Source organism: Pirellulaceae bacterium, assembly GCA_029243025.1.
Taxonomy (GTDB): Bacteria; Planctomycetota; Planctomycetia; order Pirellulales; family Pirellulaceae.
Genome location: JAQWSU010000049.1, coordinates 163,538 through 183,292, shown reverse-complemented (window position 1 = coordinate 183,292; position 19,755 = coordinate 163,538). Strand labels below are relative to the sequence as shown.

Sequence of the window (19,755 nt, the reverse complement as noted above, 5' to 3'; positions counted from 1 at the left end):
AATCAGATGGCCGAGCGAGAAGATCTCAACATTCCGGTGATAGCCACGGTTGGCGCGGTGAGCGTCATTCTGACAGTGGCCTCGATATTCTTTGTGCAGTCACTCTACAACGGTTTCTTCAATGCGGAATTTCGGCGAAAGATCACGGAGGCTCCCGTCACGCAAGCTCGTAGTAAATTGGCCGAACAAGATGCAAAACTTTCTCGTTACAGTTGGTTGGATCGCGAACAGGGTATTACGTCAATTCCAATCGAACGGGCGATGCTATTGGTGGTAGACGATCTGGTTGAGCAGAGCGGAAGTGTTGACGTTGGCGCTCAGGCGAGCGGAAGGAGTCCATGATGCGGTTTTTGTTCCTGTTCCTGTGCGCCGCTGTTCTGATCGAATCTGCAGGGGCTCAAGTCGTCAAAGAGCTTTCTGACTTGGGTAGTGTGGGTGTCGACGAGCACCTGAATCAGGAATTGCCAATGAATTTGGTGTTGAAAGATTCTTCGGGTCGCAAGGTCCGTTTCGGGGATCTATTTGAAGCCGATCGTCCCGTGATTTTATCCCTCAACTATTCGGACTGTCCGATGCTTTGTCAGCTGCAGCTTAATGGCTTGATTGACGGTCTGCAGGGCGTTCGTTGGGACGCGGGCGAGCAGTTTTTGGTGGTCAGTGTGAGCATCGACCCGCTTGAAACCACTCAGCGGGCCCGGCAAATAAAACAGCACTACCTGAGAGCTTACGGCCGGCCAGGCACAGCCGACGGCTGGAAGTTTTTGACAGGGGATGCGGCTTCGATACAGCAGCTTGCAGACTCAGTTGGGTTCCGTTTTCAATATGTTCCGGAACGAAAAGAGTATGCTCACGCCGCGGTAGTAATGGTTTGCACGCCCGGCGGGCGAGTGTCCAGATATCTCTACGGTGTGTTGTATCCGGCCCAAACGCTCAGAATGGCTTTGGTGGAAGCGGGAGAAGGGAAGATTGGTTCGACGCTAGATCGTGTGTTGTTGTTTTGTTTTCACTATGACGCCGCCTCAGGCAGGTACGCGCCTGTTGCACAACGACTCATGAAAGCGGCAGCGGCAGTTACTTTGCTGTTTTTATTCGTCGGACTTTTTTCGGCTTACTTGCGGCGACGAAAGTCTGAGGAACCGGTGAAGTTCAAGCGGCAGTCATTTGTCGAAAGTGAAGGTGGTGTTCGATGAACAGTGAGATGAATATGTTTGGTCGATCGCTGAATATTTTGGCTGTCGTTGGCGGACGTTTGTTTCCAGAGCCAAGTTCCACGAACGCGTCGCAGGTGGATGACCTGTTTTACTTCATTCTGGCTGTCTCCGTGTTTTTCTTTGCGGTTATCGTCGCTGTGATGGGGCTGTTTCTCGTCAAATATCGGGAGCGTCCCGGTGTTGCGGTACAGCCTTCACCCGCACACAACAACCTGCTGGAAGTGGGTTGGACCATTGTTCCGGGGATTTTTGTGGGGGCGATCTTTTTCTGGGGTTTTGTCACCTATATCGATATGCGTCAGCCGCCTGATGAGACTTACGAAATCATCGTCACGGCAAAGATGTGGAACTGGAGCTTTACCTATCCCAATGGTCACATTGACAACAACCTGCATGTGCCCGCGGATCGGCCGGTAAAACTGGTGATGTCGTCGGACGACGTGATTCACAGTCTGTATGTACCCGCATTTCGGTTGAAAATGGATGTTATTCCTGGCCGCTATTCCACTGCCTGGTTCGAGGCAGAACAGCCAGGCGAGTACACGTTGTTTTGCGCGGAGTATTGCGGTACCAAACACTCAAACATGTTAGCCAAAGTGATCGTTCATTCTGCGGGTGAGTTCGAGGCGTGGCTGGCAAATGCTGCAAATTTCATGGAGGACGTTACGCCTGCGGTCGCGGGCGAAATTCTCTACCAAAGACGTGGTTGTGCCCAGTGCCATTCGACGGACGGCACTGCCAAAGTAGGACCCACGTTCTTGGATGTTTTTGGAAGCCAGCAGCCACTTGCCGATGGATCCACTGTCATTGTCGATGAAAACTATATCCGTGAATCGATCTTGGAACCTCAAGCAAAGGTGCGTGCCGGCTATAAACCAGTTATGCCGACGTACCAAGGACAGTTAAAGAATGAGGAAGTGTCCGCATTGATCGCGTTTATAAAAAGTCTTTCGGGACAGGAGCCATCGGCGCCATGATTGGCAACAGGATTGGAACACGAAGAAATATCGGACAGGAACAGAGTCCGGTCGGGAATTACCTCACCGATGGGCGGGGATTGCGGTCTTGGTTATGCACGCTCGATCACAAACGGATCGGCGTCATGTATCTAGTCGGTATTTTGCTCTGTTTTTTGATAGGTGGGGTGATTGCACTTGTGATTCGCCTTGAGTTGTTTACACCCGATAAAGCTTTCTTGACAGAGGATCGCTACAACGAGTTGTTCACGCTGCACGGCGCGATCATGACCTTTCTCTTTCTCATACCTAGTATTCCTGCCGTGTTGGGGAATTTCTTTCTTCCCGTCATGTTGGGTGCGAAGGATGTTGCGTTTCCGCGCATGAACCTCGCTAGTTTTTACCTCTGGGTAGGCGGGGCCGTATTTTTTCTACTGGCTTTGGCCCTAGGCGGCCTGGATACCGGTTGGACCTTTTACACGCCCTACAGCACTTCGACGAGTTCAACGGTGATTGCTGCGACATTGGGCGTGTTTATTCTCGGATTCAGTTCAATCTTCACGGGTCTGAATTTTGTGGTGACGATTAACACGATGCGACCCGACGGGATGACTTGGTTTCGGATGCCGCTTTTTCTGTGGTCACTTTACGCGACCTCAATTATTCAGCTGCTCGCAACACCCGTGCTGGGCATCACCATGATTTTGCTGACTGCCGAGAAGGTGTTGGGAATCGGCATCTTCGATCCAAAGCTGGGCGGTGATCCCGTTTTGTACCAGCATTTTTTCTGGTTCTATTCGCACCCTGCGGTCTACATCATGATATTGCCCGCGATGGGGATCATTAGCGAACTGATCAGCGTATTCAGCAGGAAACCTATTTTTGGTTACCGTTTTATCGCGTTCAGCAGCATTGCGATCGCGTTACTTGGCTTTCTCGTTTGGGGGCATCACATGTTCCTCAGCAGCGACTCTCCTGTCGCGGCGGTGATTTTTTCCGCTTTGACGTTCAGTGTTTCCATACCATCCGGGATCAAAGTCTTTAATTGGCTCGCGACGATGTACAAGGGCTCGATTCGACTCGCTACCCCGATGTGTTACGCGCTCTCCTTCATATTGCTCTTCGGGATCGGTGGGTTGACGGGCTTGTTCTTGGGCGCGTTGGCGACAGATGTCCATCTTCATGACACTTACTTCGTGGTGGCACACTTTCACTACGTGATGATGGGAGGAACGTTGATTGCGTTCATTGCCGGACTTCATTACTGGTGGCCGAAGATGTTTGGACGGCTCTACAACGAGTTCTGGGCTCGCGTGGCCTGCGTGATCATTTTTGTTGGGTTTAATTGGACATTCTTTCCTCAGTTTCTGTTAGGGACACTTGGAATGCCTCGACGCTATGCTCGGTACGAGGCTGAATTTCAGGGGTTGCACCAGGTATCAACCACGGGCGCGATGGTATTGGGTGTTGGTTTGTTTCTGTGTGCGGGAGTGCTCGCCGCTTCTTTGGTCTGGGGTAAGCGCTCACCACGAAATCCTTGGGGGGCGGCGACTCTCGAGTGGCAATGTGCTTCTCCCCCAACCCACGAGAACTTCGATGAAGATCCGGTCGTAGGTGATCCCTATGATTACAGCGATCTGGTTTATGACGAGCAGGAGAATGGGTATGTCCGTCGAAGGCCAGCCCCCAACGTCGAACGTGTTCCGAAGCAAACACCAGTGCTTGTCTGATGAAGGAATGTGCTGTGGCGACCGCCTCCACGACGAATAGCTTTGTACATCATCCCGATGAGCACCTGGCTCATCACTTTGAGTCGGCCCAACAACAGTTTGATGCTGGGAAACTGGGAATGTGGCTCTTCTTGGTGACGGAAGTGCTCTTCTTTAGTGGGCTGTTTGTAGCCTATGCCGTTTATCGAGTTAATCATCCCGAAGTGTTCGCGGAATCGCCTCGATATTTGAATAAAACGTTGGGAGGCCTCAATACAATTGTGCTCCTGTTCAGCAGCCTGACGATGGCCTGGGCCGTGCGTTGTTCCCAACTTGGAAGGCCAAGGCAACTAGTGGCTCTGTTAGCGACCACGGTCAGTTGCGCGAGCCTATTCCTTGGGGTGAAGGCCGTCGAATATGCACACAAATGGGGTGAAGGTTTGCTTTGGGCTGGTGCCTTTTCGATTGACGCAGGACGGGGGGCTGATTCGGATGCCAGGCTGATGCAGGCTTTACTAACACTGAGCACACCTGCAGCGCTGATGCTTGTTGTCTCTCTAATCGGCTGTGTCGTTTCTCGCGGATTGCGACATGCTAAAGCGACCAAGTTCTGGTTGGTGATCGCTTTGGTGTCCGTCAGCTTTTTCGCAGGAGTAGCGATTGGCGAAGGTGTCGAAAGTCTGACGGGTCACGCTCATGGCGAACAAGTTCACCCGTCGAGCAGCAGAGCGTCTCATCCAATCGAGCAAGTCGAGGAGCAGCCGCTTCCGCTCACCGGCGTCTTCTTCAGTATTTACTATGCGATGACCGGTGTTCATGCCGTTCACATTCTGGTGGGTATCGGTGTGATCCTCTGGTTGATGTGGCGAGCCATGTCAGGTCACTTCGGCCCCGCTTATTTCGGGCCGGTGGACTTTGTCGGCTTGTATTGGCATCTGATCGACCTGGTGTGGATCTATTTGTTTCCTTTGCTCTATCTGATTGGGTGAAGCCTCATGTCCGGACAAGAAAAAATTTCGGGGGGGTCCTCGGACGCAAAACATGCAACCGAGCATCTCGCCCATGTCATGTCGATACGATCATTAGTGTCAGTCTTCGCCGGATTGGTTTTTCTGACGCTCGTCACGCTTCTTGCCGCAGAGTTGCCGCTAGGCCGTTGGGAGATTTGGGTTTCGTTGGGGATTGCCAGCGTCAAGGCAGCACTGGTGGCGTGGTTCTTCATGCATCTAAAGCATGACCGGTCGTTTAATGGGATTGTCTTTCTTGCTTCGCTCTTGTTTGTCGCGTTGTTTCTTGCTCTGACATTGATGGATCTCCAGTCGCCCGGTTAAAGGCTGCGTCGGCATTTCGCCCGTCTGCGGTCAGGATGGATGAAAATGATGGTGTGATTTCGCTGGATTCTACTGGAATTGCAAGAAAACTATTGTGTTTACGGTCAGAGTTGTCAGGATTGCCCTTCTGTCACGTCTCGCGGACGTGGAAGGAAATAGCTTTCCCGTCGCGATGGATTAGGTAACTCGCTGCGATTCGATCGGGAGTATGAGCAATGCGACGGTATTTTCGAATGATTTTGCTGTTTATTTGTGTGGTGCCATTTTGTGGATCAGTTGAAACGCGAGCTGAACTACTCGGTTACTGGTCAGCCGATCTAACAGCGGGCCAAGGTGATGTGCTGTTGAATGATCTGGAAGACCCTGATCTGGATGGTGAGATGGTGGAAGTGAACTACACGGCCGACAGTCAAGGGCACACGGGAAAAGTAGGAGACTATGCGCTTGAATTCGAAGGTTTTGACGAGGACTATGTGACAATTCCGCCGATTGAAGAGTCTTTCGAGGCGATCACGCTGACCGCTTGGGTGAATGGATTTCCGAATGGTGGCTGGACCGGTTTGGTCGTTAGTCGCGATCCTGAGTCACCGTTGTATTTAGGTTTCTACGGGGAATCAACCGATTTAGCTTATGTTTGGAACGATAATTCTGCTGACACTTGGGGCTGGGTAAGCGGGGTTCCGGTGCCGGAAGAAACGTGGACGTTTGTTGCCCTAACGGTGGAGGAAGGTCAAGCCACATTGTTTGCCGGCCCAGAAGGTGGCGAGCTTCAGTATGCCTCGAATGAGATGGAGCATTTCGAGCAGGAGAGCCTTTCGGAATGGAGATTGGCGGAAGATGATTGCTGCGGAGGATCGCGAAACTTTGCTGGTCTAATGGATGACGTGTCGATTTGGAATGAAGCGTTGGATATCGAACAGTTGGTAGCGCTGCACACTAGGACGGAAACTCCTCTTACCTTAGCGGGAATGGGCGGCGATCCTCTGGATCCACTCAACGATGGTACGTTGGCCGATGCTGCTGATCGAGCGGACTACGTTCATAACGTGCTTGGGACTTGGGTGGGCGATTCGAACCTCGACGGACAATTTAACAGTTCTGATTTTGTTGTGGTCTTCACCGCGGCAGAATACGAGGATGGGGTGCTAGGGAATTCATCTTGGGTAACGGGCGATTGGAATGGTGACCAGGAGTTCAACAGTTCTGACTTTGTGGCTGCCTTCACGGACGGTGGCTTCGAACAAGGTGCAAGGCCGGTGGTCCGAGCGGTCCCAGAACCTAATGCTGTTGTTTTGCTGTTTTTGGCAGGCTTGGTGGGAATGGCGACGGGTCGTAGGAATTTGATTCGATCGTCGATCTCAAACGAATGAGGTTGAGTTCAGAGTTGGCTTAATCGCAATACTTGTTTGCCAATTACCGAGGCTGTTTACTCGGTGGTCGGGTAGACGGTTGATCTCAGGTTTGGATGTTTACACCGCTTCCCAATTGCCGCTCTGCTGCCTACCATCAAGGTGAATCGTGAATCAGGATAGATGGTACGAAAATCTTTTCAGCGATAGCCGAGTAGACATCTGATGCAGACCTCTCATTCTAAGACCACCTGGCAAAAGTGGGGTGGTTTGGCGGTTTGGCTGGTGATTTGCTTCTCCGCTTCGGCGATGGGAGCAATTTTTCCGGTCGGTGACTGGTACGCTCAGCTTAACCGACCAAGCTTTGCTCCTCCGAATGCAATTTTCGGTCCGGTGTGGACGCTGCTTTATCTCAGCATGGCTATCTCTGCGTGGTTGGTTTGGCAGAGCGGCAGTCGCCAGGAAACGTTGTTGCCGCTGGCGATTTTTATGGCGCAATTAGCGTTAAACGCAGTTTGGTCCTGGCTGTTTTTTGGCATTCATCGGATGGATTGGGCTTTCTTGGATATTATTCTGCTGTTGGTAGCGATTGGAGTCACGATTGTTCTCTTCTATCGTTGTCATCGTATGGCCGGATTTTTATTGATCCCCTATTTCTGTTGGGTTGCATTTGCCACGGCGTTGAATTTTGGCTTTTGGCGTCTAAACGTATGAAGAACAAACGAGTGCAGCCAACGTCGCAACAGGAATCGGTTTGGGACTACCCGCGGCCTCCTCGGCTCGAGCAGTCTGAATCGACGATTGTGGTTGAAGCCTTTGGGATTCAAGTCGCTAGGTCGACTAAGACGAAACGAGTTCTTGAAACAAGCCATCCGCCCGTTCATTACATTCCGCCTGAAGATCTCGACATGAAAATAATGATTCCCTCGCAGCGCCGAAGCTGGTGCGAGTGGAAGGGAGAGGCACGGTTTTACGACTTGTCGTTCGAGCAAAAGACGATTGAAGATGCCGCCTGGTACTATCCATCGCCGGTTCGGCGGTTTGCAGAACTTGCCGGCCATGTTGCATTTTACCCGACGAAGATGGCTGGCTGTTGGGTGGATGGCGAAAAAGTGATACCACAGGAAGGCGATTTTTACGGAGGCTGGATTACTTCAAAGATCGTCGGCCCTTTCAAAGGAGCGCCCGGAACCTTGGGTTGGTAAACCGGTTTGGATTGCGGAAATGCGATTTCAACAGGCACCCTGCTCTATCTGGAAGTTGTTCTTAATGCGATCGTCTCAAAGATTCAGCAGTTTTTCCTGATCGGTGGACGGGAAACCCTGCTATTGACTCATGATAGGTCGGCCAGTCGGCGGTGCCGGTGGCTGTCTCCAGTCCCAATCGGACTGGTAGGAGAGGTCGAGCCAGTCGGTGGGCAGGAGTTGGCCACCGTCGCGCTTTGACATTAAGACCGCGTCCAAAATACCGCTCGACATTAGGGTGCGTTCTACCGGCCAAGTCGGCTTACCGGTTTGCATCATCTTCTCGATCCCCGCATTGAGGTAGGTGAAGTGCATGAAGGGACGTGCTTCCTGTGTCCAAAATGTGGTCGACTCTGATTTTCCCGGAGTCACGGGATCGTCGGGGTGGTAACGCCAAGCGACGGCCCATTCAGAGACCGCGTTGCCGGGATCAATTACGCATGCGCGTAATCCGTCGCGGTAGTTAACCACAAATAGTACGGGATTCGGCGATAGCTCTTGGATTGTTTTTCCGGCAGGGAGCGGTCTTCGTTTTAAGCAAGACAAGGCTTGATCCAATAGGTTGGGATCAAATACCCCCTGACTTCCTGCCTGCCAGACTGCAGGTCCTGTAATGCATTGGACCGAGGCGACCCCTGTTTCACCGCCTGCGCGACGTTCTGTGAGTGATTGGACCATTTCGAGGGCGTGAAATCCGTAGGCGTCGAGGCTTCCGTAGGTGACTGCAACAATCTGATCGAGTTTTGCACCTCGACGGACATCCGCTGCCGGATATCGCCACAGACTTGGCAGTGATGATCCTGCCATCAGCGGAATCTCCAGCTCTTTTGCCGTGTCATACATCCATTTGGCGTCTTGCCAATTGTCGGCCAGATGCTTGTCGTTAAATACAGGCACAACTTTGCCCGTTTGGCGAAAAACTTTAACGACCTCTCCGAACAGGCGACGTTTCGGGTAAATGACTTGGCCCGTGTCCGAACGGGGGTAGTTACCATGTTCGGCGACTAACAGGACACCATCGACATTTAGATTGGAATTGTCGTCGGTCAAGGAATCCGCCACCGTCGGCACGAGTGGAATCTTATGGTCGTTTGCCAATTTTCGACTTGTGTCATTTTCGGGAAACTGATCCACGTACAGACTCGTCAGTCGCATGGACGAATCTTGCCCTTTTTCATCTAAGGTGTCGGTTTGCAACAGTCGACTGAGGATCACATCGGCGTGGGAATTATGACGATAAACGGTCGTTATTCCCGCGACTCGCGGGGGTTTTACGGCGTGCATGGTGAATGGGTAGAGAGTTGTCAAATACACCGTGCCGTTTTGGGCCGCAGTGATTCCCATCACCACAAATCGGGATACAAGCTCGTCTTCAAAAGGTCGATGGACACCGTGTTGATTATCGCCCTTGAAATCAGCGTAGTCAGGATTGCTAATAGCGATCGGACCATGATCGGTTGGAGATGGATCGCCCGGCCGATAGCTGACAAGACGCGGTAGTTGTGGTTGACCTGGAAAGGTGGCCATTACCCCAGCCCAAACCGTACCATCGGGACCTACGCACATGGCACGGCAGTCGGTGTTAGTGGCACCCTTCACTAACGGTCCGATTGACCTTCCGCTAAGAGTTGGTCCATTTTCTGTCAGATCATAGGAGAACAGGCCGTTGTGGCTCATTGCCACCGCATATAAAGTTTTGCGGTCCGGACTGACTTCCCAATTGATTGGGTGGCTGTTGGCTGCCGACAGATGGGTTTCCGGTCGAGGGGCGTGTCCATCAATCGTTTGTTCGAGCTGTTCAAATTTTTGTTGATCCGGATCATAACGACCAATCTTTCCACCCAGGATTGGATGATAAGCTCGGCCACGATGATCCAAGACAATAAAGGCGTAAACGTGCCGGCAGTCGAGCAGGTCGCGATATTTACCTGTCTTCAGGTCAAGCACAAGGAAGTGCGAGCTTTCGATTGGACGCTCGTCGGAACAGGTTGAGATGTAAGCGAGCTGCCGTGATTCATCCGGAGTGACGCTGATAATTCCCTGGTGCGGAATGGGAATGTCATAGACTTTCGTCTGACCGGTTGCAGGGTCAAAGACCATGGGATATCCGCCGAGATAATCGGTCAGCGTTTCTTTGTCAGTGTCTTTAATGTAACCCTGTTTTGTACCCAAGTAGATTTTGCCGCTGCGGCCCACGTTGTTTCGTGTGTGGAATTTCGCTTGAGCAGCGAAGCCTTTGCGATCCACGCCGATTTCGTGTTCTGCATCCAATACTACCTTCATTTTTTCAGTGGCTGGATCAAATTCAACGAGATAGGCATTGTCACCGTACTTGGCTGTCCCGATATACAATTTGCTGTTATGCCCCTCCACCAATGAAAAGTATCCGCTCTCTTCACTGGTGGTTTCCGCGGGGATGCGATACGCTGTGGACCAAATCCAGTGGCGAGGTGCTTCGGCCTGTTGCGCGTGGAGGCTGTGCTGCAACAACAGAATGCTCAGGGAAAAGCCGTACCAGCCGAACGCGATCATGCGTCCTAAACTTTTGATTGAATCGCAATGCAGGGTTCGGTCGTTCGATTTGTTCTGAAGAATCATCGCAGGTCTCCTTGGTTGCGGATGCCTCAAACGGCTGGGATGATGTTGATTCCATGTTTTACCTGATTCCCGTCCGGTGCACGTGAGTTGGATCGATATAAGATCGGCTTTCTGACGGGTGGGATGGCAATTAGACGTGGGGTAGTGACAGGTAGGTTGAACGGGAAGTTCGGCAGCACACTCAATGCGAACACGATTGGGTGGGCTTCAATGCCCTCTAAGAATTCTATTAAACGGAAGCTGGAGTCAATAAGCTCGCCTGCGAGCGATAACGACTGAAGAATGGGCGTCCCAGGCGAACAGTCGGCCCGGCAACGACCCCTCGACGCATGCGATGTGTTTGACATGGGGACGAGCATCTTCGAATGTTCACCGGAGCTTTCGGCCTGTCTGCTGTTTTCCAGTAACGATTACACGACCGAATCGCTTTGGTTGTGCGCGGACTTAATTCGTCCCGCGAATTGTCATCGTCGTATTATCGCTGGAAAAGTTCAAGCAACTTTTAAGATAAATTGCCAGTGATTGGAGGCAAACGGCAGAAACAGGTATAAGTCGATTGGCATTCTTGGAATGCATCCCTTGCCAAGCTGATCGAAGGTCCAGCTCGAATCTTCAGGATGGCTAAAACAATGTTTGACACCGAGCTGACAAGCTTGGATAACGGTTTTGGAAGTTTAGCAGTGACTGTCGGCATTATCGGTCGCGTCGACTTGCGGAAATTTTTTAAATGAAAAATGGAAAAGGTAGCTGACGACCATGCGAGATCTCTTTGGACGACGGAACCTCTTAGCTTTGATGGTGTTCGCTCGGGTTGGAATACTGATGGGTTGCAACCCGGTGAAGGCAGCAGATTGGCCTCAGTGGATGGGGCCCGATCGGAATAATGTCTGGTCGGAAGATGGAATCATCGAGTCTTTTCCTGAGCAAGGTCCTGCCATTGTTTGGCGTGTCCCGGTCGCGGGTGGCTATTCTGGAGCGAGTGTCGCAGACAGTCGCGTTTTTCTGACCGATTATGTAACGGCTGAAAACGTCAAGGTCGCAAATTTCGAACGAGCCGAATTCACGGGGGTCGAACGGGTATCGTGTCTCAACCGAGACACCGGGGAACTTATTTGGCGACACGAATATCCGGTGAAGTACACGATGTCCTATCCGGCCGGACCACGCTGCACGCCCGTCTGGGATGAAGATCGGGTTTACACACTCGGCGGCGAGGGGGATCTTGTCTGTTTCCGCGCTGAAAGTGGAGAGGTGCTCTGGTCGAGAAATCTTGTTGGCGACTACGATACAAAGACCGCTCTGTGGGGCTACGCCAATCATCCGCTGATTGACGGCGATAAATTGATTTGCATTGTCGGTGGTGAAGGAAGCCACGCAGTTGCTTTTGATAAACGCACCGGAAAAGAAGTGTGGCGTGCTTTGTCGGCATTGGAACAGGGATATTCACCACCAACAATAATTCAAGCAGGTGGACAACGGCAGTTGATTTTGTTGACACCTGATGCGGTGGCGTCCGTCGACCCCGATACGGGACGAAAATTCTGGTCGGTGGATTATGAAGCGACGAACGGATCTATCATCATGTCACCCATTGTGGCCGGTGATCACCTCTATGTCGGGGGTTATTCGAACAAAAATCTATTGCTTAAACTCGATCCACAAAAGGCGGCGGCCGAGGTCGTGTGGCGGGATCTTCATCAACAGGCGATTTCTCCCGTGAACGTTCAACCGATCTTAGCCGGCAGGGTGCTGTATGGGTTTGACCAGGATGGAACCTTCGTGGCCGTGGAATTGCCAAGTGGGAGGCGACTTTGGGAAACGGCAAAACCACTTGGTGAACGTCCGGTTCGTACGGGGACGGCCTTTATCGTGCGGCAGGCTGATCGGTATTGGCTCTTTACAGAGCAGGGAGATCTGATCATTGCCAATTTGACACGCGATGGATTTAAGGAAATCAGTCGAGCTCATGTGATAAAACCAACCAACGTCGCGTTCGGTCGTGATGTGGTCTGGAGCGCTCCCGCTTTTTCCAATGGATGTGTTTTTCTTCGCAATGACGAAGAATGCATCTGCGTGAGCGTGGCGAAGTCGGATGACGCGGAGCGTGCCCGCTGATTCTGCAGTTCGGGGCAATCGCGAGATTATGTCGAGTTCTCGCCAGGGAGCGAGGCGGTTGCGAAGTCGGAGTTCCGTCGCCCCTCTCGAGACTGGCGGGGACAGCGGGCCCTTTGGTGAGAAAGGGTCCGATCTTTGCTTGATTGGTGGCTTGCGGCGAGTGGGACCGCTCTTTTCTCGAGGGAGTCTGAGGCAGCGGTCGGGATCGGAGTCACAAAATGTTGTTGTGAGCGAACGTCGTGTTCGATAGAAAACGGCCTGAGCTGGAATAATTTGTTGGTGATCAGCAAAGGGACGCAGCCGAGACGGATCGGGGCAGCGTACAAGTTGTGACGTTAACTCCATTCCACCGGTGATTTTTTGCCGTTTTCGCGGTAGGATAGGAATAGTCGAATGCTAAGGGGGAGTACGTTGAGGAGAAGCGGCTAAGAGTGATTTTCATCACATCGTGTGACTTTGATTATGGCAAACGCGACATCTGTAGCAAACGCAACCGTTTCCCAAGGGCGAGCTAAGTTCGTTCCTTCAAACGCTTGGATTATGGGACCTCGGGAAGACTTCGTGCTTTTCCTGGGTACACCGCTGATCCTCATACCGTTATTCGGCTTTGCTCAGTCATTTTGGAGCATCGCCGGACTGAGCGTCTTCGCAACAGTGCTGGCGATGGGACACTACCTGCCGGGCTTGATGCGAGCGTACGGGGATCCGCAGCTGTTTCGACGATATCGGCTGAGATTTATCTTGGCACCTCTTTTCTTTCTGCCTCTTTCGCTTTACATGGCTGCGAACGAATCACAGGCGTTTTTGCTGGTAGTCGTTTGTTGGGGGGCTTGGCACTGGCTCATGCAGACCTACGGTCTGGTCCGAATTTACGATGCCAAGGCGAAGCATTTCGATTCCCTCTCAGCCCAATTGGATTACGCGCTTTGCATTTCCTGGTTCGGTGTTCTCTACTGGCAAACGGACGGAGCTGCCGGTGTTTTTATGCGGTTTTACCGCGCCGGCGGAGTGCTGCCACCCGAAATGGTTGGCATTTTCACCAAGCTCTGGTTGGTAGGCACGTTGACGATTTCGGTTGTCTATTTGTGGCATCTGGGGCGAAAGTTTCGGAGGGGGCAGCCCCCCAGCATTTTGAAGATTTCGTTGTTGCTGGTCTCTTTTTTCTTTTACCTCTACGCGTTCGGTTATTCCTCGAGCAAGCTGGTTGCTTTCGGACTTTTCGAAGGATATCACGACATCCAGTATCTGGCGATTGTGTGGGTGTTTAATCGGGGTCGAGCGGCTCAATCCGACGCTGGCAGTTTTACGCGTTATTTGTTTCGGCAACGTTGGCCACTTGCCGTGCTCTACGTCTTTCTTTGTCTGGGATTTGGTAGCTACGATTTTTTCGCCCGTTCAATTGACGACGTTTTGCTTGGCCAGTTTGCGCTAGGGATCATCACTGGTTTTGCCTTGATTCACTTTTATTTCGACGGTTTTATCTGGCGGATTCGTGAGCCTGAAACTCGAAAAAACTTGGGGGTGGATTCGACTGGATCCGCCGTCAGCCGATGGCGGCTTTCACCGTCCCTGCGTCATGGCTTGCTCTGGGCAATCCTGCTTGTACCGGTTGCCTTGTTGTTCACTTGGGAACGGGCTGGAGGGGCACGCACGGATGTCGATGCGTGTCGGGCAGTTTTGGCGGCTCGACCGAACAGCCACAAGGCACACTATCTACTGGCGAGCGTCCTGTCGGATGAGAAAAAGATTGATGAAGCGCTCGATCATATTCAGATAGCTCGAAATCTTAGACCCGGGTATGATCTGTACGAAATGCTCTACGGTGATCTGTTGATGGCCCAAGGAGTGGTGGATGTCGACACCTTGGACGAAGTGATTGTAGCCTACAAGACCGCTCTTCCGACGCGACTTGAGGTGGCCAATCTCCGTCGAAATCTTGGAATCGCGTTGTCCATGCGTGGGCAGTTTCCGGGCGCCGCTTTGCATTTTGAAAAAGCGATTGAATTGGATCCGAATGATGCGGCGACTCAGGTAGAGTTGGGCAACACGTACGCCCGTTTGCAGCAGCTTGATTTGGCCGCGAACGCCTACGCGAATGCGTTGACCTTGGATCCCAAAAACGTTGATGTTTTGGGAGTGTTAGGCTCGATTCGGATGGCGCAACAACGTCCCGCCGATGCAATCGACTGCTTTCGACGAGTGGTAAAGGCAAACCCGGAATCGGTGCGGGGCATGGTGAATCTCGCGATGGCGCTGGCGTCGGTTCAAGACGTGGATTTGCGCGACCCGATCGAATCGCGGCGACTTGCCGACCTGGCAGCCCAAGCGACTACGACGAAGGACGTGGCGATTTGGCGCGATTTGGCGACCACCTACGCAGCTTTAGGTGACAAACAAGCGACGGAAGCGGCAATCCAAAAGGTTAAGCAGCCATAGTGGTGCTTGAGCGGGATGGAATAAAACTTCTGGAAAAGTTTGTCGCAAGCTTGAGCAACGAATTCTCATGACGCATGCTGCTCACATTCCGGTGGAAAACGCAGACGGGGCTGCACTTTGGAAAAATTCTTGACGAGCGGACAGCATAAGTGATCTGGGCGAACTCGGCACTCGCCGCCCTTCCGCCTCTGGAACATCGGCAACTCGAACGATAAAACCAAGGACATCAGAACAGTCCGAACGCAAACACACTCAGCCTGCGTTTGTTGGACTTCAGTCCGATGAGCCGGCTGTTTCCTACAGGCAAAGAGGAAGAATGGAAATCTACGAGCACAGTTTTAATCACGTTGAAAAATATCTTCATCATCGTCCGCCCTATCTACTGGTTGACCGAATTTTGTCGATCGACACTAGCAAGGTCGTGACCGAAAAAACGATCCGCGGAGATGAGTTTTTCATCAGCGGGCATTTCCCTGGGGCACCGATTGTCCCCGGGGCCATGATGCAGGAATTGACGACTCAAACAGCCGGTGTGTTAATTGCCGCCCGCTACAACCCAATGCCAGAGTTTGACACGAGCGACCCATTTTTTAATGAGTATGCACTCGGCGTCTTGGTTAAGGTGAATCAAGCGCGTTACAAGGGGTTTGCAAGACCTGGCGACACGTTGGTGGCCACGGTATGCCTGCAGGAGCAGGTCAGCGGCATTTTTGATTTTTCAGCGCAGGTGACGCTGGCGGATCAAACGATCATGCGCAACAGTTTTCAGTTAACGAACATCAAATCGAGCGTGTTACAAGGGAAATGAAGGGCGGGCCAACCGCTTGCAAGATTTGGGAATTGGGAGAAAAAACCGAGCAAACTCGGCTTAATCGCTATTTGAGCTCGGCTCGCTTGATTTTAAAATTGGGGTCGGATGGGTATTTCCCGGCAAATGATCGAATTGCCGGTCGTCGTGACTTGAGTTAGGTGTCCATGGAGGGATCCGATGCGCATTTTCTTTTCGGTGGGTGAGCCGAGCGGTGATCAGCATGCGGCACATTTGATTGGGGAGCTGAATCAAAGAATTCCAAATCTTGAGACGTTGGGCTATGGTGGGCCGCAGATGGAAGCGAAGGGCTTTCAGTGTCATTACCCGCTCACTGATTTGGCGGTGATGGGGATTCTGCGCGTGCTTCCGTTGATCTCTCAGTTTTATAAGTTAATTCGTCAAGCCGATCGTATTATGGAACAGGAGCGACCGGACGCGGTTGTCCTGGTGGATTTCCCTGGTTTCAATTGGTGGATCGCCCGTAAAGCGAAGAAACACGGCATTCGAGTATTCTATTATCTTCCTCCTCAACTCTGGGCCTGGGCTCCATGGAGAATTAAACGGGTTCGCAAGTTTGTGGATCATGTTCTTTGCGGTTTGTCGTTTGAACAGCGTTGGTATGCGGAGCGGGGAGTTTCCGCAGAATTCGTCGGTCACCCTTTCTTTGATGAGATACAAGAACATTCTCTTGATCAATCTTTCTTGGACCAATGGAAGACTGATGGCAAACGAAATGTGGCTGTGTTGCCCGGTTCTCGAACTCATGAGGTGGGGCAGAACTGGCCGATCATGGTCGCCTGTATTCGTAATTTGGCTCGGCAACACCCCGACGTTCGATTCCTCGTGGCTTGTTACAGCGAGTCACATCTTCAAAAGTGTGAAACGGTTTTGGGAGAAGAGACGTCATCCAAGCAGGAATTGCCTGTGCACTTTTTTGTGCGCAAGGCACCGGAAGTGATTCAGGTGGCCGACTGTTGTCTTATGGTGTCCGGTTCGGTCAGTCTTGAGATATTGGCTCGCGTGACGCCTGCGGTCGTGATTTACTATTTCGGCTGGATGTCCGGCCTGATGGTAAGGTTGCTGGTGACCTGTAAGTACTGTTCCCTACCTAACCTGATGGCTGATGGAATGCTGTTGCCCGAATTCTATCCCCAAGGCGATGGGGCGGCTGTAATTGAGCAGGTGAGCAACAAAGTTTCATCGTGGCTGAATGATGAAAACGAACTAAACGCTGTACGATCGAATTTGGTCGATCTTCGCGATCAGGTTGCCAAAGCCGGTGCCACTTCTCGAGCTGCGGATGCGATCGTTCGACATATGGACCATCCATCGGTCCGTCGAGCAGCGTGATTTCGTTTCGGCGATAATGGGGAACAAACTCAAATCGTTGGAAGTCTGTGAAACAACTTGTTGTTAATCGACTCAGATTTTTACTAGAATTAGGGACTGTTTTCACCCCCGCCCACCTGTCTAAAGGTGCCTTCTGATGCTGAGACGAATGATGATTTGCGCCGCGCTGCTTGCGTTCGCGTTGACTGCCAACGCCGAAGAGAAAAAGACAGCAAAACCACTTCGAGGACTTTTGATTGCGGGAGGCTGTTGTCATGACTATCCCAATCAGAATGAGATCATCACACAAGGGCTCAGCCAACGGGCAAATATTGAATGGGAGGTCTTTCACGGTCTAAAACCGAGAGATCGAAAACTGGCCATCTACCAAACCGATCATTGGACGACGGGCTATGACGTCGTTGTTCATAACGAATGCTATGGAGGTGTGCAGGACGTTGAATTAGTCGAGCGGATCGTGAAGGGGCATTCCGAACGGGGGGTTCCTCTGGTTGTGATTCATTGTTCGATGCACAGTTATCGAAACGCTCGAACGGACGAATGGCGAAAGTTGTTAGGCGTGACCTCGAAAAGACATGAGCGAGGTGGACGACAATTGGATGTTGTTAACCGAGCTCCCCAGCATCCGATCATGAAACACTTTCCCGGCAGTTGGCGGACGCCGAATGGCGAACTCTATGTGATTGAAAAGACGTGGGCTAATTGCCAGCCCTTGGCAACGGCGTACGGGCAAGATACGCAACAGGATCAGCCCGTGATTTGGACCAACGAATACGGGAAAGCAAAACTGTTTGGGACCACGCTCGGTCATCACAACGAAACAATGATGTCCGACGAATGGTTGGACGTGGTCGCGCGCGGCACCTTGTGGGTGTGTGGCAAACTGCAGGACGATGGCACTCCCCAGCCCGGTTATGAAGGGTCTGGCGAAGCTCCGATTAAACTGCCGGGTGTCGTGCCCCAGTTAGTTGGGGCGGTTGCGCTTGGGCAACCAACTCCCGCCAGCTGGGCGGACACCGTACCGTTTCCTGCTGCGGAGCGACCGATTGAGCTTTTTAACGGCAAGAATTTGGCCGGATGGAATGGCCAAGCGGAATATTTTTCTGTGGAAGATGGGGAGATCGTTGCACGGAATGGAAAAGATAATCCGCCGGCCGCCAGTACCTATTTGATGTCGAAGAAGAATTTCTCCAATTTCCGACTTGTGTTTGAGGGGCGTTTAGTGACCTCCAAAATGCACAGCGGGATCGCATTGTGGGGAAAGCCGATCGAGAAGCAGTCGGATCCGTATTCGTACCAAGGTCATCTGGTAATGTTTCCCTCAGGATGGGGTTTTTGGGATCTCTACCGAAGAAACTCCATCTATCAGGATGATGGAAGGGCAAAGGCAGCTGATAATCAAGGCTGGAATCAAATGGAGATCTTAGCGATTGGGCCGCGGATTCGCTTGGCTGTGAACGGCCAGGAAGTCGCGGATTGGACTGACCCGCAACCCGCCATGTGTCAGCCGGGTCCGATTGGCCTGCAGTTGCATTCCAATAAAATTTCTCAGGAAGTGCGTTGGCGAGGTTTACGATTGTCCGAAAACCCAGAAGAGCGTTTGATTACCATCAAAGATTAGGCTCGGATTAGCGTGCATGCCAATCTTCGGTGAGCGGTTTGGCCCCGTTCAGTTCGCCGTAGCCCGCACCGGTGGTTCCCGCCGGGTGATCGCCGCGATAGCGGGGATCGACCGGGTCGCTGGTCGGTTGCCAACGAACGTCGCAGGATAGCCGGACGCGATTATCCGGTGAGCAATTGTCAAACGTGCCATGCAGCGTGAACATATCAAAAACGATCAAATCCCCCGCGCGAAAGTCGCCTGTTAGAAATCGAGAATGGCGATTGCGAATGAATTTGACCGTGTCTTCCATAATCTGCACGTTGGGCGATGATGATGATTCGTAGTCGATTTTTCGAATCGGTTCAATTAGATCTTCGAAAGCATTCGATCCTTCAGCGATCATCAGCGGACCTTCCCGGATCGTGATGTCACCCAGCGCAAGCCAAGCGGTGTAGATCCGTTGGGAACCTCGGGCGAAAAACGGAAAATCGTAATGCAATCGCGTGCTAACACCGGGACGACCGGGACGAAGAAAGAGGAAATCGTGAGCTGTTGCTGGCTCGTCGAGAAGCATCGACATGGTGGCTTCCATCTGTGCACCGTGAGTCGCCTCTCGAAGCGCAGCGCCTGTGCAGACGCTCTGCCAGAAACTCCCCAGATCCTTGCAGCGGGTCTTTCGATGACTGGTTCCTGTCGCGATTCCTGACAAAGCTGGCTCTTGGATTTCTCCGACTTCTGACAGTCGTTGGAAAACTTCTTGTCGAGCTGCCATTGCCTGATCCCGTGGTACCACACCACGCAGAAACAGGTAACCGTCTTCGGCAAGACGTTGGCGCAAAATGTTCGCTTGATCAACTTGTGAAGTGCAATCGGTCAGGTCACCCAATAAATCAGTTGGTACGGGAGTCCCCTGAGCCATTGCCTCGCTTATTGGATTGGGATGGTGGCGCGCCATGGAAATGAAATTGTTTGATGGATGAGTGAAGGTAACCGTTCTTTCAACTGATTCTGGCGATCGGATTTCATGGAGATGCGTTTCCTT

16 protein-coding genes are annotated in these 19,755 nt (G+C 52.1%); 14 read left to right on the top strand and 2 right to left on the bottom strand.

The genetic code is table 11. The annotated features are described in order from the left end of the window. The first annotated feature begins 6 nt into the window (after positions 1-6). From P8N76_24415 to P8N76_24375, 9 genes are all read left to right on the top strand, one after another. On the top strand, positions 7-342 hold the full coding sequence (locus tag P8N76_24415; GenBank protein MDG2384836.1) for a hypothetical protein: 336 nt from the start codon (positions 7-9) through the stop codon (positions 340-342). After that, on the top strand, positions 339-1,190 hold the full coding sequence (locus P8N76_24410; GenBank protein MDG2384835.1) for an SCO family protein: 852 nt from the start codon (positions 339-341) through the stop codon (positions 1,188-1,190). Before P8N76_24415 ends, P8N76_24410 begins: the two co-directional genes overlap by 4 nt. Further along, a complete protein-coding gene (coxB, locus tag P8N76_24405) occupies positions 1,187-2,188 on the top strand; it encodes a cytochrome c oxidase subunit II (protein MDG2384834.1) in 1,002 nt (333 codons plus the stop codon). Before P8N76_24410 ends, coxB begins: the two co-directional genes overlap by 4 nt. Continuing rightward, entirely contained in the window at positions 2,185-3,897 is a 1,713-nt protein-coding gene (gene ctaD / locus P8N76_24400; GenBank protein MDG2384833.1) for a cytochrome c oxidase subunit I, read from the top strand. The genes coxB and ctaD overlap by 4 nt, the downstream gene beginning before the upstream one ends. 14 nt (positions 3,898-3,911) lie before the next feature. Next, positions 3,912-4,865, top strand: coding sequence for a cytochrome c oxidase subunit 3 (locus P8N76_24395; GenBank protein ID MDG2384832.1), 954 nt, complete (start codon positions 3,912-3,914; stop codon positions 4,863-4,865). A 6-nt stretch (positions 4,866-4,871) separates the two neighbouring features. Continuing rightward, on the top strand, positions 4,872-5,207 hold the full coding sequence (locus P8N76_24390) for a cytochrome C oxidase subunit IV family protein (GenBank protein ID MDG2384831.1): 336 nt from the start codon (positions 4,872-4,874) through the stop codon (positions 5,205-5,207). 215 nt (positions 5,208-5,422) lie between these two features. Then, complete coding sequence (locus P8N76_24385) at positions 5,423-6,577, top strand: PEP-CTERM sorting domain-containing protein (GenBank protein ID MDG2384830.1); 1,155 nt, start codon at positions 5,423-5,425, stop codon at positions 6,575-6,577. Between the two features lie 204 nt (positions 6,578-6,781). Further along, positions 6,782-7,270: a tryptophan-rich sensory protein gene (locus tag P8N76_24380; protein ID MDG2384829.1), complete on the top strand. Its 489-nt coding sequence runs from the start codon at positions 6,782-6,784 to the stop codon at positions 7,268-7,270. Beyond that, complete coding sequence (locus P8N76_24375) at positions 7,267-7,761, top strand: DUF427 domain-containing protein (GenBank protein MDG2384828.1); 495 nt, start codon at positions 7,267-7,269, stop codon at positions 7,759-7,761. Before P8N76_24380 ends, P8N76_24375 begins: the two co-directional genes overlap by 4 nt. A gap of 120 nt (positions 7,762-7,881) precedes the next feature. Here the strand turns inward: P8N76_24375 and P8N76_24370 are convergent, their stop codons facing one another. Beyond that, positions 7,882-10,398 carry a hypothetical protein gene (locus P8N76_24370; protein MDG2384827.1) on the bottom strand — a complete coding sequence of 839 codons (2,517 nt, stop codon included), beginning with the start codon at positions 10,396-10,398 and terminating at the stop codon, positions 7,882-7,884. An 822-nt stretch (positions 10,399-11,220) separates the two neighbouring features. Between P8N76_24370 and P8N76_24365 the strand changes: the two genes are divergently transcribed. The 5 genes from P8N76_24365 to P8N76_24345 all read left to right on the top strand — a co-directional run bounded on the left by P8N76_24365 (position 11,221) and on the right by P8N76_24345 (position 18,731). Then, positions 11,221-12,513: a PQQ-like beta-propeller repeat protein gene (locus P8N76_24365; protein ID MDG2384826.1), complete on the top strand. Its 1,293-nt coding sequence runs from the start codon at positions 11,221-11,223 to the stop codon at positions 12,511-12,513. A gap of 540 nt (positions 12,514-13,053) precedes the next feature. After that, entirely contained in the window at positions 13,054-14,949 is a 1,896-nt protein-coding gene (locus P8N76_24360; GenBank protein MDG2384825.1) for a tetratricopeptide repeat protein, read from the top strand. A gap of 316 nt (positions 14,950-15,265) precedes the next feature. Continuing rightward, positions 15,266-15,757: a beta-hydroxyacyl-ACP dehydratase gene (locus P8N76_24355; GenBank protein ID MDG2384824.1), complete on the top strand. Its 492-nt coding sequence runs from the start codon at positions 15,266-15,268 to the stop codon at positions 15,755-15,757. Positions 15,758-15,937: 180 nt separating this feature from the next. After that, on the top strand, positions 15,938-17,110 hold the full coding sequence (gene lpxB, locus P8N76_24350; protein MDG2384823.1) for a lipid-A-disaccharide synthase: 1,173 nt from the start codon (positions 15,938-15,940) through the stop codon (positions 17,108-17,110). A gap of 136 nt (positions 17,111-17,246) precedes the next feature. After that, a complete protein-coding gene (locus P8N76_24345) occupies positions 17,247-18,731 on the top strand; it encodes a DUF1080 domain-containing protein (protein MDG2384822.1) in 1,485 nt (494 codons plus the stop codon). A 7-nt stretch (positions 18,732-18,738) separates the two neighbouring features. On the opposite strand, the gene P8N76_24340 is transcribed toward P8N76_24345, so the two are convergent. Then, on the bottom strand, positions 18,739-19,668 hold the full coding sequence (locus P8N76_24340; protein ID MDG2384821.1) for a phytanoyl-CoA dioxygenase family protein: 930 nt from the start codon (positions 19,666-19,668) through the stop codon (positions 18,739-18,741). Positions 19,669-19,755 lie beyond the last annotated feature (87 nt).